General features: G+C 62.1%; 9 protein-coding genes and 1 pseudogene. 8 read left to right on the top strand and 2 right to left on the bottom strand.

The window, feature by feature from the left end; genetic code table 11:
- A pseudogene (locus tag Q0C28_RS00275) lies at positions 1-140 on the top strand (IS481 family transposase); the annotation flags it as partial.
- Here Q0C28_RS00275 and Q0C28_RS00270 read toward each other — a convergent pair.
- Both Q0C28_RS00270 and dnaE read right to left on the bottom strand, forming a co-directional pair.
- A complete protein-coding gene (locus Q0C28_RS00270) occupies positions 120-617 on the bottom strand; it encodes an N-acetyltransferase (protein WP_293572646.1) in 498 nt (165 codons plus the stop codon). The pseudogene Q0C28_RS00275 and the gene Q0C28_RS00270 overlap by 21 nt on opposite strands.
- Positions 618-715: 98 nt before the next feature.
- Entirely contained in the window at positions 716-4,243 is a 3,528-nt protein-coding gene (gene dnaE / locus Q0C28_RS00265; protein WP_293572645.1) for a DNA polymerase III subunit alpha, read from the bottom strand.
- Positions 4,244-4,673: 430 nt separating this feature from the next.
- On the opposite strand from dnaE, the gene xdhA reads away from it, so the two are divergent.
- From xdhA to Q0C28_RS00230, 7 genes are all read left to right on the top strand, one after another.
- Positions 4,674-6,212, top strand: a complete 1,539-nt coding sequence (gene xdhA / locus Q0C28_RS00260; protein WP_293572644.1) for a xanthine dehydrogenase small subunit — start codon at positions 4,674-4,676, stop codon at positions 6,210-6,212.
- Positions 6,212-8,620, top strand: coding sequence for a xanthine dehydrogenase molybdopterin binding subunit (gene xdhB / locus Q0C28_RS00255; RefSeq protein WP_293572643.1), 2,409 nt, complete (start codon positions 6,212-6,214; stop codon positions 8,618-8,620). Before xdhA ends, xdhB begins: the two co-directional genes overlap by 1 nt.
- Positions 8,610-9,605 (top strand): xanthine dehydrogenase accessory protein XdhC, encoded by a 996-nt coding sequence (xdhC, locus tag Q0C28_RS00250; RefSeq protein ID WP_293572642.1) that lies wholly within the window; start codon positions 8,610-8,612, stop codon positions 9,603-9,605. Before xdhB ends, xdhC begins: the two co-directional genes overlap by 11 nt.
- Complete coding sequence (locus Q0C28_RS00245; protein WP_293572641.1) at positions 9,602-11,119, top strand: ABC transporter ATP-binding protein; 1,518 nt, start codon at positions 9,602-9,604, stop codon at positions 11,117-11,119. Before xdhC ends, Q0C28_RS00245 begins: the two co-directional genes overlap by 4 nt.
- Positions 11,120-11,239: 120 nt before the next feature.
- Positions 11,240-12,322 (top strand): ABC transporter permease, encoded by a 1,083-nt coding sequence (locus tag Q0C28_RS00240; protein ID WP_293572640.1) that lies wholly within the window; start codon positions 11,240-11,242, stop codon positions 12,320-12,322.
- Position 12,323: 1 nt separating this feature from the next.
- A complete protein-coding gene (locus Q0C28_RS00235; RefSeq protein WP_293572639.1) occupies positions 12,324-13,244 on the top strand; it encodes an ABC transporter permease in 921 nt (306 codons plus the stop codon).
- A 70-nt stretch (positions 13,245-13,314) separates the two neighbouring features.
- A complete protein-coding gene (locus tag Q0C28_RS00230) occupies positions 13,315-14,391 on the top strand; it encodes a BMP family ABC transporter substrate-binding protein (protein WP_293572638.1) in 1,077 nt (358 codons plus the stop codon).
- Positions 14,392-14,497 lie beyond the last annotated feature (106 nt).

Below are 14,497 nucleotides of genomic sequence, written 5' to 3'. Positions count from 1 at the left end.
CCTCAGACGACCGCGCCGCCGATCTGCCCGTCTGGACACATCTCTACAATTGGCACAGACCACACGCGGCCCTAAAATCAAAACCACCAATCAGCCGGTTACGATTAAATCGGAACAACCTATTGAGGCTCCACATCTAGTTCGAAGGCGGTGTCGCCTGCGCGTTCGAACCCCTGACGCTCATAGAACGCCTTGGCAGGCAGGTTTTCGGCGTTGGACGCCAGCCACACGGCCGAGGCACCTTGGCTCGCACAATGGGCCAAACCCGCCCGCAGCAAGGCCGCACCGATGCCACGCCCGTGGTGACGGGGCTGCACGTAAAGCGTGCGAATTTCAATATCCGGGCCCTCCGACAGGGGCGCAGGCACACCTGTCTCAACCCGAATATAGCCGTCAATTCCCATCCGGTTTTGCGATACGATAATATGACTGGTTGGCGCGGCGATCACCGCGCGCATCCGCGCAGGTGTGTATTCTTCCAGCACATAGTCCGCAAACGGCGTGCCAACGCCCTCGCGCAGATAAGTCGCCACCCAAACCTCGACAGACAGCGCCGCCAAAGCTGCGGCATCCGCGCCGCAGGCCGCGCGCAAGCGAAGATCTGGATGGTCACCCATGTGATTGGATCCTTCGTCTGCAACCACCAGGGCGCGCTGTTGAACAACAGCCGCTGACAGCGTGGCCTCTCAGCCGGGCCACCCTGCGTGCTGTGCGGTCAAATCTCCTCCACATCCGCCACCCCGTCGAGCGATTTCAGCGCGCCTTTGATCTGGGGGTTGATCGGGAAGGGCTGGCCCAGGTCCATCTCAACATCGCCGGGCAAGCCGGGGTCCTGAAGATACATATAGACCTCCCCCCGCGAGGCATTGCGGGCGGCTTTCTTCGCATCTTCAAGCACTTGTGCAACCGTCGCCACCGCCTTGGCGTCCGAGACATAGACCCGCAGGGAGGACCGGCCTGCATCGGCAATCGCCGCATCCACAGGCCCGACAGAGCGCACCAACAGCTTCAGCTGGTCGCTTTCCATTGTCGCCTCCGCGGTGATCACCACTTTGGCGCCGGTGTCCAAAAACTCGCGCGATTTTTCCAGCACCTCGGAAAACAGCGTGACCTCATAGGCGCCCGAGGTATCCGACAGCTGGGCAAAGGCAAACCGGTTGCCGCGGGCGGATTTGCGCTCCTGCCGCCCGGCCACGACACCCGCCATCTTCGCCATGAATGGCCCGCGCTCGGCCTTGGCGGTGACCTCATCAAGGGTCAGCACATCCTTGCGTTTCAATGCGGGCATATAGTCGTCCAGCGGATGGCCAGACAGGTAGAAACCGATGGCCTTGAACTCCTCGCTCAAACGCTCCGCAGGCAGCCAATCGGGCACATTGGGCAGCCGTGGTTCAGGCAGGTCATCGCCTGCTTCGCCAAACAGCGACACCTGGCTGGAATTGCGCTGATCATGCACCGCAGAGGAATAATCCACCAAGGCCCCGAGACTGTCGAACACCCGGCGTCGGTTGCGATCCAGCTGGTCAAAGGCCCCGGCCCGAGCCAGCATTTCCAACGGGCGTTTGCCCACTTTTTTCAGATCCACCCGGCGCGCGAAATCAAACAGGGTCACAAAGGGCTTGTCAGGCGCGGCACTGCCGTCCGGGGCGCTGCGACGTGCGGTGGTGACGAGCCGCATCGCCTCCACGCCCACGTTTTTCAGCGCGCCCAGCGCATAGACCAGCTCTCCCTTCACTACATTGAACGTCGCCTCAGAGCGGTTGATGCATGGCGGCACATAGGGCAGGCTCAGCCCCTTGCGGACCTCTTCGAAGTAAATCGCCAGCTTATCCGTCAGATGGATATCGCAGTTCATGACACCGGCCATGAACTCCACCGGATGGTTCGCCTTCAGCCACCCTGTCTGGTAGCTGACCACCGCATAGGCGGCCGCGTGGGATTTGTTGAAACCGTAGTTGGCGAATTTCTCCAGAAGGTCGAAAACCTCTGATGCCTTTTTGGCAGGCACACCATTTTCCGCCGCGCCCTTTTCAAACTTCGGGCGTTCGGCGTCCATCGCCTCCTTGATCTTCTTACCCATGGCCCGGCGCAACAGGTCCGCACCGCCCAGCGTGTAATTCGCCATGACCTGCGCGATCTGCATCACCTGTTCCTGATAGACGATGATGCCCTGGGTTTCCTCCAGGATGTGGTCGATTAGCGGATGCACGGATGTGATCTCACGCTGGCCGTTCTTCACCTCACAATAGGTCGGGATATTCTCCATCGGACCCGGACGATAAAGCGCCACAAGCGCCACGATGTCCTCGATGCAGGTCGGTTTCATCCGCTTCAGCGCATCCATCATGCCGGTGGATTCCACCTGGAACACCGCCACGGTCTTGGCCCGCGAATACAGGTCATATGTGACCGCATCATCCAGTGGGATGGCGTTGATCTGGTTCGCTGCCCCCTCGGGCGGATCATAGAGCTCGGTGCCATCAGCGGCGATATGCAGATCGCGGCCCGACTGGAAAATCAGATCCATTGCGTTCTGAATAACGGTCAGCGTCTTCAGGCCGAGGAAGTCGAATTTCACCAGCCCCGCCTGCTCCACCCATTTCATGTTGAACTGGGTGGCAGGCATATCCGAGCGCGGATCGCGGTAGAGCGGCACCAGCGCATCCAGTGGCCTGTCGCCGATCACCACGCCCGCCGCGTGGGTGCCCGCCGAACGCAGCAGACCCTCGACCTGCATGCCGTATTTCAACAGCCGGTCAACAACCTCTTCGTTCTCCGCCTCTTCGCGCAGCCGTGGCTCTTCTTTCAGACTGTCGACGATGGACATGGGCTTCACGCCCTCCACCGGGATCAGTTTGGACAGGCGGTCCACCTGCCCATAGGGCATCTGCAAAACCCGCCCCATGTCGCGCACCGCCGCCTTGGACAACAGCGCACCAAAGGTGATGATCTGCCCCACTTTGTCCCGGCCATATTTCTCCTGCACATAGCGGATCACCTCTTCGCGGCGGTCCATGCAGAAATCGATGTCGAAGTCCGGCATCGACACCCGTTCCGGGTTCAGAAAGCGTTCAAACAGCAGCGAATAGCGCAGCGGATCAAGGTCGGTGATGGTCAGCGCATAGGCCACCAGCGAGCCCGCACCAGACCCCCGCCCCGGCCCCACCGGAATGTCGTGGTCCTTGGCCCATTGGATGAAGTCCGCGACGATCAGGAAGTAGCCGGGAAACCCCATCCCTTCGATGATACCCAGCTCGAAATCGAGCCGTTCCTGATACTCCTCGACGCTGACCGCATGGGGGATCACGGCGAGCCGTTTTTGCAGGCCTTCATTGGCGATGCGGCGCAGCTCGGCCACCTCGTCATCGGCGAATTTCGGCAGGATCGGATCGCGACGATAGGCCATGAAGGCGCAGCGCTTGGCGATCTCCACTGTATTTTCAATGGCTTCAGGCAGATCAGCAAAGAGCGCGACCATCTCTTCCTGGCTCTTGAAGTAATGCTGCGCAGTCAGGCGCCGGCGCGGCTCCACCTGATCAACATAGGCCCCTTCGGCGATACAGATCATCGCATCATGGGCCTCATACATTTCCGTGTTGGGGAAATAGACGTCATTGGTGGCCACCAGCGGCAGATCCATCGCATAGGCCATCTCGATATGGCCCCGCTCGCTCAGCTGTTCGGCTTCTGGCTGGCCCATTTCGCCCGGATGGCGCTGCAATTCGACATACAGCCGGTCCGGAAACATCGCCTTCAGCCGCTGCATCAACGCCTCGGCCGCCGGGCGCTGACCCAGCTGCAGCAGTCGACCCACCGGCCCATCCGGCCCACCACTCAGACAGATCACATCCTCTGTGTGTTCGGCCAGCTCCTGCAGGGTGACATGGGGCAATTCACTGCCCTGCCGCAGATAGAGGCAGGAGTTCAGCTTCATCAGATGTTCATAACCCCGTTCGCTCTGCGCCAGCAGCACCAGCGGTGCGGGCGGTTTCGGCCGCTCGCCGGGGGCCGGATCGCTGTAGCGCAGATCGACCTGACAGCCCATGATCGGCTGCACCCCGGCGCCGCTGGCCGCAACGGAAAATTCCAGCGCTGCAAACAGGTTGTTGCTGTCGGTGACCGCAATCGCGGGCATCTGGTGCTGGACGCAGAGGGTTGGCAGCTTTTTCAGCCGCACCGCCCCCTCCAGAAGCGAGTATTCGGTATGGGTGCGCAGGTGGATGAATCGGGGCGTATCAGTCATGGTCCGCAAGCTACCGCCGCAACGACCGGGAAGAAAGGCTGGAACCGCAGCGACAGCGCGCTAATGCCCATAGCGACCCAATGACACCACGGACCGAAACCGCCATAGCCGGTCAGGTCAGTATCGGCGGGCCTGAGATTGTCTCGCTTTGTTTGAAGCTCTTTCCAAAACCCGGCCCAGCGCGCAGACACCACCCGCCAAAACGCCACAAAACGGTTAAAAATAACACGAAACCGCGCATTTCAGACATTTTGTTGCGCCCAAAGGCAGCGCTGATACCTGCGACAGTTTTGCTTGCCAGACCGGCGCTGCGCTTCTTAGGCTAGGGCAAGAACCGGGATATCCAACCAAAGACACCCGCCATCTCTTCTACGTCGCATCGAAGGCATGGCACCCAGGGAAAACCAAGGTAAGGCGACGGGCTACAAAAATGACAATCACCTTTCGGCTGAACGGTGAAACGATTTCGCTGGCGGATTATGCTCCGACGGCCACGCTCCTCGACTGGCTGCGCGAAGAGCGCGGGCTCACTGGCACCAAAGAAGGCTGCAACGAGGGCGATTGCGGTGCCTGCACCGTGATGGTGACCGATGCGCAGGGGGCCAAACCGCTGAACGCCTGCATTCTGTTTCTGCCCCAGCTGCATGGCAAATCCATTCGCACGGTCGAAGGTGTGGCAGGCCCTGATGGTCAGCTGCATCCGGTCCAGAGCGCGATGATCACCCATCACGGCAGCCAATGTGGCTTTTGCACCCCGGGTTTTGTCATGTCGATGGTGACGGCCCATACCAATGGCGCGCAGGATTATGACGACCAGCTGGCGGGCAATCTGTGCCGCTGTACCGGGTATGCGCCCATCATCCGCGCCGCGGAGGCCGCCGAGGCCGCGCCTGTGCCCGACTGGCTCAACGAGCCGCGCAACTTCCTCTTGCCGGAAATATCCCGGGGGAGGGCCGAGGGCCCGGGGGCGGAGCCCCCAAATACAGACATGCGGGCAGAGCCCCCAATTATGGACAATCGGGCAGAGCCCCCAAAGATCAACATGCGGGCAGAAACACTCGCAAGCGACAATCCCTCTCTGCGCCCGCAATCCAGCGACCAGCTGGCCGCCGCCTATGCCGCCCGCCCCGATGCGACGCTGATCGCTGGCGCCACGGATGTGGGGCTCTGGGTGACCAAACAGCTGCGCGACCTGGACGACGTGATCTTCCTCGATGGCTGCGATGATCTCAAAACCATCGACACCCTGCCCGACGGCTCTCTGCGCTTTGGCGCGATGGTGGATATGAACCGCCTGCGCGACGCGCTCGCCACGCGCCACCCGTCTTATGGCGAGATGCTGCGCCGCTTTGCCAGCCAGCAGGTGCGCGCCGCGGCCACCATCGGCGGCAATATCGCCAATGGCTCCCCCATCGGGGACAACCCGCCTGCGCTGATCGCGCTCGACGCCCGCGTTCACCTGCGCCAGGGCGACAGCCGCCGCAGCCTGCCACTGGAGGAGTTATTCCTCGACTACGGCAAACAGGATCGCAACCCCGGTGAATTTGTTGAGGCCATCACCCTGCCCCCGCAGCCCCAAATGCAACCAGACGCACCGCCAGATACGCAACCAGACCAGCTGCGTATCTACAAGCTGTCCAAACGGTTTGATCAGGACATCTCGGCCGTGCTTGGGGCATTCAACATCACCCTCGATGATGGGCGGATTGCCACGGCCCGCATCGCCTTTGGCGGCATGGCGGGCGTACCCAAACGGGCGCCCCATGTAGAGGCCGCGCTGATCGGTCAGCCCTGGTCGCAGGCCACAATAAGCGCCGCACAGGGCGCATTTGCACGCGACTTCACCCCGATGAGCGACATGCGCGCCTCTGCCGACTACCGGCTGGCGGCGGCGGCAAATATGCTCGCACGCTACTATGACGATCTGGGCCAGACGCAGACGCCCACCCATGTGCTGGAGGTCCGGTGATGGCCGTTGCAAAACCGCTGCCGCATGATGCGGCGCATCTGCATGTGACCGGCCAGGCCCGTTATGTCGATGACATCCCCACCCCGCGCGGCACCCTGCATCTGGCCTTTGGTCTTTCCAGCGAGGCCCACGGCGAAATCACCGCTATGGATCTGAGCGCGGTGCGCGCCAGTCCAGATGTGGTCGCGGTGCTGACGGCGCAGGATCTGCCGTTTGACAATGATGTCTCGCCCGCGGCCCATGACGAGCCGCTGCTGGCGACCGGAACGGTCCATTATGTGGGCCAGCCCGTGTTTCTGGTGGTTGCACATTCCCATCGCGCGGCACGGGTTGCGGCTCGCAGGGCCCAGATCACCTATGCCCCGCGGCCTGCCTTATTGACGCTGGAGGCCGCACTGGCCGCAGACAGCCGCTTTGAAGACGGCCCGCGCATCTACCAGAAAGGCGATGCTGCAGCCGCTTTGGCTGCAGCCGCCCATGTGGTCGAAGACAGCTTCGAGATCGGCGGGCAGGAGCATTTCTACCTCGAAGGTCAGGCCGCTCTCGCCCAGCCGCAGGAAGACGGCGGCATGCTGGTCAATTCCTCCACCCAGCACCCGACCGAAATCCAGCACAAAGTGGCCGAGGCGATTGGCCTGCCGATGCATGCAGTGCGGGTAGAGACACGCCGTATGGGCGGTGGTTTTGGTGGCAAGGAAAGCCAAGGCAATGCCTTGGCCGTTGCCTGCGCCATCGCGGCCCGCGCCACCGGCCAAACCTGCAAAATGCGCTATGACCGCGATGATGATATGACCATCACGGGCAAGCGCCATGCCTTCCGGATTTCCTATCGCGCGGGGTTTGATGATGACGGGCATCTGCTGGGTGTTGAATTCACTCATCTGGTGGATTGCGGCTGGGCGCAGGATCTGTCGCTGCCGGTGGCCGACCGCGCCATGCTGCACAGTGACAACGCCTATCTGATCCCGGCGATCCGCATCGAAAGCCACCGGCTGAAAACCAACCGTCAGAGCGCCACTGCCTATCGCGGTTTTGGCGGCCCGCAGGGCATGTTGGGCATCGAGCGGATGATGGACCACGCCGCCCATCACCTCGGGCTGGATCCGGTGGTGCTACGGCAGCGCAATTACTATGCTTCGGCTGCGGAGATTGCTGGCGGCACCGATGAGCACATTGATACGCCACCCCGCGCCCAGACAGAGGCGCAGGCAAACAGGCAGCCAAACAGCCACACAGACAACACCACCCCCTATGGCCAGCTGGTAGAGGATTTCGAGCTGCACGGGCTGACCGAGCAATTGCTGCAAAGCGCGGATTACGCAGCCCGCAAGGCCGATATCGCCGATTGGAACGCCCGCCATGACCGGCTGAAACGCGGCATTGCCTTTTCACCGGTCAAATTCGGCATCTCCTTCACGCTCACCCATCTCAACCAGGCAGGCGCGCTGGTCCATGTCTATCAGGATGGGTCCGTCCACCTGAACCACGGCGGCACCGAAATGGGACAGGGCCTGTTCCAGAAGGTGGCGCAGGTGGCGGCCAGCCGCTTTGGCATCTCGCTCGACAAGGTGAAGATCACCGCCACAGACACTGCCAAAGTGCCCAACACCTCCGCCACTGCCGCCTCCTCCGGGTCGGACCTGAACGGGATGGCGGTGAAAGCCGCCTGTGACACCATTCGCGACCGCATGGCGCAGCATCTGGCAGAGCAGTACCAGCAGCCCCTATCGGCTGTGCGCTTTGTCGATGATCAGGTGCAGATCGGGGCCGAAACGCTCAGCTTCGAGGAGGCAGCGATGGCCTGCTACACGGGCCGCATCAGCCTGTCGTCTACCGGGTTCTACAAAACCCCGAAACTGGAATGGGACCGGATCCAGGGCAAGGGCCGGCCGTTTTTCTACTTTGCCTATGGTGCGGCCATCACCGAAGTGGTGATTGATCGGCTGACCGGGGAAAATCGCATCCTGCGGGCTGATATGCTGCATGATGCCGGGGCCTCGCTAAACCCGGCGCTGGACATCGGCCAGGTCGAAGGCGCCTATGTGCAAGGGGCGGGCTGGCTGACCACCGAAGAACTGGTCTGGGACCAACAGGGCACGCTGCGCACCCATGCGCCCGCGACCTATAAGATCCCGGCCTGTTCCGACCGGCCCGATGTGTTCAACGTGGCACTTTGGAAGGGTGAAAACCGCGAAGACAGCATTTATCGTTCCAAAGCGGTGGGTGAGCCGCCGTTCATGCTGGGGATCTCTGCCTGGCTTGCGCTCAGCGATGCGTTGCGCGCGGTTGGCCCCGCTTATCCGGCGCTGAACGCACCCGCCACGGCCGAAGAAATCTGGCGCGCCTGCCGTCGCGTGACCGCAGATCATAAAACAGATCAAACCGGAGCCACAAGCGATGGGGATTGATGTCACCGATCTGCGCGCTGCCATTGCCCGCCACGGGCCAGTGGTGCGGGTTGTGATCGCCGCCCTGCGCGGCTCCTCCCCGCGCGAAGTGGGCGCGGCCATGCTGGTCTGGGAGGGCGGCCAATCCGGCACCATCGGTGGCGGAGCCTTGGAATTTGCGGCGGCAGAGGCGGCCCGGATGCAGCTGCGATCGGGCGCAGAGCGTCTGCAGACCACCCACGCGTTGGGACCGGATCTGGGCCAATGCTGTGGCGGTTCCGTGACATTGTGGAGCGAGCTTTTCGATGAGCAACGCCTCGCGGACATTGACGCGCCAAACACCACCGAGCCAAACACCATCGAGCCAGACATCAACAAAACTGTGTTTCTGCGGCCACTGACCCCAACACTGGACGGCCCGCCCCTAAGCCTGCGCCGTCAGATGGGGTTGGCCCGCAGCCAGGGCCAACGCCCCGAACCGCAGCTTTGTTCCGGGTGGTTTCTGGAGCCGGTGCATCGGGCCGAAACCCCGCTGTGGATCTGGGGCGCGGGCCATGTTGGGCAGGCGCTGGTCGATGTGATGGCGCCTTTGCCGGACCTGGATATCACCTGGGTGGACACCGCTGCCGCACGCTTCCCGGACCATATCCCCGACCGGGTGACGCAACTGCCAGCAGCCGACCCTGCCCGTTTAGTAGGCCATTGCCCTGAAAATGCACATCATTTGGTGCTTACCTATTCCCATGAGCTGGATCTGGCGCTATGCCACGCGATATTGCAGCGGGGCTTTGCCTTTGCCGGGTTGATCGGGTCAGCCACCAAATGGGCGCGGTTCAGGTCGCGGTTGGCCAATTTGGGCCACCGGCCCGATCAAATCGCAAGGATCACCTGCCCGATTGGCGACCCAGGCCTTGGCAAACACCCCCAGATGATTGCGGTTGGGGTGGCGAGCGCTCTCTTGCGCCAAACGGCCACCGATGAGTTAAAGAAGGACAGACGCGCGTGACACAGCCTCTCCTGAGCCTCCAGGGCCTGACCAAGGCCTACCCCGGGGTGGTCGCCAATGACGCGGTTTCCTTTGATATCGGCGCAGGAGAGGTTCACGCATTGCTGGGCGAAAACGGCGCCGGCAAATCCACATTGGTCAAGATGATCTATGGGCTGGTCAAACCTGACAGCGGCCGCATGGTGTTGCGCGGACAGGCCTATGCCCCCAGCGAACCCCGCCAGGCGCGCGCAGATGGCATCGCCATGGTGTTCCAGCATTTTTCGCTGTTTGATGCGCTGAATGTGTCGGAAAACATCGCCCTTGGCATGGAAAACCCGCCGCCGATGCGCGATCTGGCAGAGCGTATTCGCGCGGTGTCGGAAACCTACGGGTTGCCGCTGGATCCATTTCGCACGGTTGGCGATCTGTCTGCGGGGGAACGCCAGCGAGTGGAGATCATCCGCTGCCTGCTGCAGGATCCCAAACTGCTGATCATGGACGAGCCGACATCCGTTCTGACCCCGCAAGAGGTGGATATCCTGTTTCAGACCCTGCAGAAGCTGCGGGCCGAGGGCACCTCGATCCTTTATATTTCGCACAAGCTGGAAGAGATCCGCACGCTCTGTGATCACGCCACCATCCTGCGGCTGGGCCGCAATGTAGGCGAATGTATCCCAGCCGAGACCTCGGCGCGGGACATGGCGGAAATGATGGTCGGGACCGCTTTGCAGACCCCGGCGCGCGCGGATCGCGATCTGGGGCCCGTCGCGCTTGAAATTTCCGATTTGTCCGTCCCCGCCCCATCGGCCTTTGGCACCGCGTTGAAGGCGGTGAACCTGTCGGTGCGCAAAGGCGAGATCCTCGGCATTGGCGGCGTTGCAGGCAACGGGCAGGACGAGCTGCTGTCGGTTCTGTCGGGCGAGACACCCACAGCGGCTGCCGCCGTGCAGATGCATGGCGAGGCCATCGGCCATCTGGGCCCGGTAGCACGGCGGCACCTGGGTCTGCTGGCGGCACCGGAGGAACGGCTGGGCCATGCCGCAGCCCCCGATATGAGCCTGACGGAAAACGCCATGCTGACCGCCGCCGCCCGCAAAGGGCTGGTGCAGAAGGGCTTTCTGAAATGGGGGCTGGCGACAGAGTTTGCAGAAAAGGTGATCGCCAGCTTTGATGTGCGCACGCCCGGGCCCCAGAATGCCGCGCGCTCGTTGTCTGGCGGCAACCTGCAGAAATTCGTGATCGGCCGGGAAGTGCTGCAGCAGCCTGATGTCTTGGTGGTGAACCAGCCGACCTGGGGCGTGGATGCTGCTGCCGCTGCCGCAATCCGCCAGTCGCTGCTGGATCTCGCCGCAGCCGGGGCGGCAATTGTTTGCATCAGCCAGGATTTGGACGAGTTGATGGAAATTGCCGACCGATTTGCGGCCCTGAACGAGGGCCGACTGACCGCGCCACGCCCGACTGCGGGTCTGAGCGTGGATGAAATCGGCCTGATGATGGGCGGTGCCCATGGGATGGAGGTCGCGCATGTCTAGCGCTGCAGCCCTCCGGATCCTCGCAAGTGGCAGCGCGTGCCGTCCGGTCGGGGCAATGAGTATTTTTGGAAAGATGACAGGCAGGCAGACGCAGATCTGCGCCCAGGGGGAATACCAGGGATGATCCGGTTAGAAAGAAGACCACAGCCCTCACCGATCTGGTCGATGGCGACGCCTTTGGTGGCGGTGCTGGCCACGATGATTGCAGGTGGGCTGTTGTTTGCGGCTCTGGGCAAGAACCCGGTCGAGGCGATCCGCACCATTTTCTGGGATCCGTTGTTTGGGGAGTTTGCCTTTTACTACCGGCCACAGCTCTTGGTGAAGGGCGCGCCGCTGGTGCTGATCGCGATTGGCCTGTCGCTGGGCTTTCGTGCTGGTGTCTGGAACATTGGCGCCGAGGGTCAGTACATCATGGGGGCGATCTGTGGCGCCGGTGCAGGGCTTGCGTTCTATCCCACCGAATCTGTGTTGATCTTTCCTTTGATGGTGCTGGCGGGCGGCCTGGGCGGCTGGGCCTGGGCAATGATCCCGGCGGTGTTGAAAACCCGCTTTGGCACCAATGAAATCCTGGTCTCACTGATGCTGGTCTATGTGGCGGAGCAGTTTCTGGCCTCCGTCTCTCTGGGTCTGTTGAAAAACCCCGAAGGCTTCGGCTTTCCGGGATCGCGCAACCTGCAATCCTGGGACAGCGCCCATAACGCGGAGCTGATCGCGGGCAGCGGCCTCCACTGGGGCGTTGTGGCTGCGCTGATTGCGGTGATCTTTGCCTATGTGCTGCTGAACCGGCATATGCTGGGCTATCACATCCGGCTCAGCGGTGAAGCACCGCGCGCTGCGCGGTTTGCCGGGGTAAACCCCAACCGTCTGGTGTTGTTCTGCTTGGGCCTGTCGGGCGCGCTGGCCGGGCTGGCAGGCATGTTCGAGGTCTCTGGCCCCTCGGGTCAGATCTCGATCGATTTCAACGTGGGCTATGGCTTTACCGCCATTATCGTGGCCTTCCTCGGCCGGCTGCATGCCTTTGGCATCCTGCTGGCAGGCGGGTTGATGGCGCTGACTTATATTGGCGGGGATATCGCCCAGTCCAACATGGGCCTGCCTTCGGCAGCGATCCAGGTGTTCCAGGGGATGCTGCTGTTCTTCCTGCTGGCGCTGGACCTGCTGACCAACTTCCGCATCCGCATTGGCCAACCGGAGGTGGCGTGACATGGATCTGTCTGCAATCAACCCCGTCCTGCTCATTGCCTCGCTGATGGTGGCCGCAACCCCGATCCTGATCGCCGCGATCGGTGAGTTGGTCGTGGAGAAATCCGGCGTTCTGAACCTGGGCGTCGAAGGCATGATGATCGTCGGCGCCATCGCGGGTTTTGCCACCGCGGTGGAAACCGGCTCGCCGCTCTTGGGCTTTTTTGCGGCCGCCTTTGCCGGAGCGGCACTGTCAGTGCTGTTTGGCTTTCTGACCCAAGTGGCCCAGGCCAATCAGGTCGCCTCCGGTCTGGCGCTGACGCTGTTTGGGCTGGGGCTGTCGGCCTTGATGGGGCAATCCTATGTGGGGGTGAAACCGCCGCAGATGAGCGATATCCACATCCCCGTCCTGAGCGATTTGCCGGTGATTGGCCCGATCCTCTTTGGCCATGACATCATTCTCTATTTCGGCCTGGCGCTGACCGCTGCGGTCTGGGCCCTGCTGAAATTCTCCCGCGCGGGGCTGGTGTTGCGCGCGGTCGGGGAAAACCACGATGCCGCCCATGCGCTGGGTTACAAAGTGGTCCGCATCCGCCTGATGGCGATCCTGTTTGGCGGCGCCTGTGCGGGCATTGGCGGTGCCTACATCAGCCTGATCCGGGTGCCGCAATGGACCGAAGGCATGACTGCAGGCGTGGGCTGGATCGCGCTGGCGCTGGTGGTCTTTGCCAGCTGGAAACCCTGGCGCGCGCTGCTCGGGGCCTATCTCTTTGGCGGGGTGACGGTGGTTCAGCTGAACCTGCAGGCCGCAGGCGTTGCCATCCCGGTAGAGTATCTGGCAATGTCGCCCTACGTCATCACAATCGTCGTGCTTGTTATCCTTTCTGCGGACAAGAGCAGCGCACCTGCCGCGCTTGGCCGCAATTTCCACGCCTCCCGCTGATAGGGCGGGGGGCGCTCATCGTCCAGGGCCCTCTCCTGGGCGTCACTACCAAAACGGGGAGTCCGTAAAGATGAAATTGAACACACTGCTGACAAGCGCCGCTGTCGCGCTTGGCCTGGCAACCGGTGCACTGGCCGCAGAAGACAAGACCAAAGTGGGCTTTGTCTATGTGGGTCCGGTCGGCGACGGTGGCTGGACATATGAACACGATCAGGGCCGCAAGGCCGTGGTTGCGGAGTTCGGCGATAAGGTCGAAACCGTCTACGTCGAAAACGTGGCAGAAGGCCCAGACGCCGAACGCGTCATGACCCAGATGGCGCTGGAAGGCGCGGATCTCATCTTCACCACCTCTTTTGGTTACATGGATCCCACCATCAATGTTGCCAAGAAATTCCCCAACGTGAAATTCGAACACGCCACGGGCTATAAACGCGCTGACAACGTCTCCACCTACTCCGCCCGCTTCTACGAAGGCCGCGCGGTGCAGGGCCACATCGCAGGCCAGATGACCGAGAGCAACATCATCGGCTACATCGGCTCCTACCCGATCCCCGAAGTGATCCGCGGCATCAACTCCGCTTATCTGCACGCCAAAGAAGTGAACCCTGACGTCGAGTTCAAAATCGTCTGGGCCTTCACCTGGTTTGATCCCGCCAAAGAGGCCGATGCGGCCAAAGTGCTGATCGAACAGGGCGCTGACGTGATCCTGCAGCACACCGATTCCACCGCGCCACAGGCCGCCGCGCAGGCTGCAGGCGACGTGATCACCTTTGGTCAGGCATCGGATATGGCGGAATACGGCCCCAAACCGCGGGTTTCCTCCATCATCGATGACTGGGCGCCTTACTATATCGCCCGTACTCAGGCGGTGATGGATGGCACCTGGTCCACCAGCGACACCTGGAATGGCATCGGCGCTGGCATGGTGAAAATCGGCGAGATTTCCGACGCCGTTCCCGCAGAGATCAAAGCCTCTGCCCTGGCGCTGAAGGCCTCGCTGGCCGATGGCTCCTACCATGCTTTCACCGGCCCGATCAAAAAGCAGGACGGCTCCGACTGGCTGGCAGCGGGTGAAACCGCGGATGACGGCACTCTGGCTGGCATGAATTTCTATGTCGAAGGCCTGGACGGCGACATCCCGCAGTAAACCGCGCGGATTGACATCCTGAACATCAGCAAAAAGGCCCGCCACATTGGTGGGCCTTTTTCTATCGGGCGATTGTTCTGGGTCGTTTCACCCCCGCCGCAGACGG

The sequence above is a fragment of the Phaeobacter sp. genome (assembly GCF_022825805.1).
Taxonomy (GTDB): Bacteria; Pseudomonadota; Alphaproteobacteria; order Rhodobacterales; family Rhodobacteraceae; genus Phaeobacter.
The sequence above is the reverse complement of the archived record's forward strand: the minus strand, read 5'-3'. Positions and strand labels throughout refer to the sequence as shown.

Coding starts and splice junctions, on each gene's coding strand:
- Q0C28_RS00270 (WP_293572646.1), bottom strand. CDS start 617: ATGGGTGACCATCCAGATCTTCGCTTGCGCGCGGCCTGCGGCGCGGAT.
- dnaE (WP_293572645.1), bottom strand. CDS start 4,243: ATGACTGATACGCCCCGATTCATCCACCTGCGCACCCATACCGAATAC.
- xdhA (WP_293572644.1), top strand. CDS start 4,674: ATGACAATCACCTTTCGGCTGAACGGTGAAACGATTTCGCTGGCGGAT.
- xdhB (WP_293572643.1), top strand. CDS start 6,212: ATGGCCGTTGCAAAACCGCTGCCGCATGATGCGGCGCATCTGCATGTG.
- xdhC (WP_293572642.1), top strand. CDS start 8,610: ATGGGGATTGATGTCACCGATCTGCGCGCTGCCATTGCCCGCCACGGG.
- Q0C28_RS00240 (WP_293572640.1), top strand. CDS start 11,240: ATGATCCGGTTAGAAAGAAGACCACAGCCCTCACCGATCTGGTCGATG.
- Q0C28_RS00235 (WP_293572639.1), top strand. CDS start 12,324: ATGGATCTGTCTGCAATCAACCCCGTCCTGCTCATTGCCTCGCTGATG.
- Q0C28_RS00230 (WP_293572638.1), top strand. CDS start 13,315: ATGAAATTGAACACACTGCTGACAAGCGCCGCTGTCGCGCTTGGCCTG.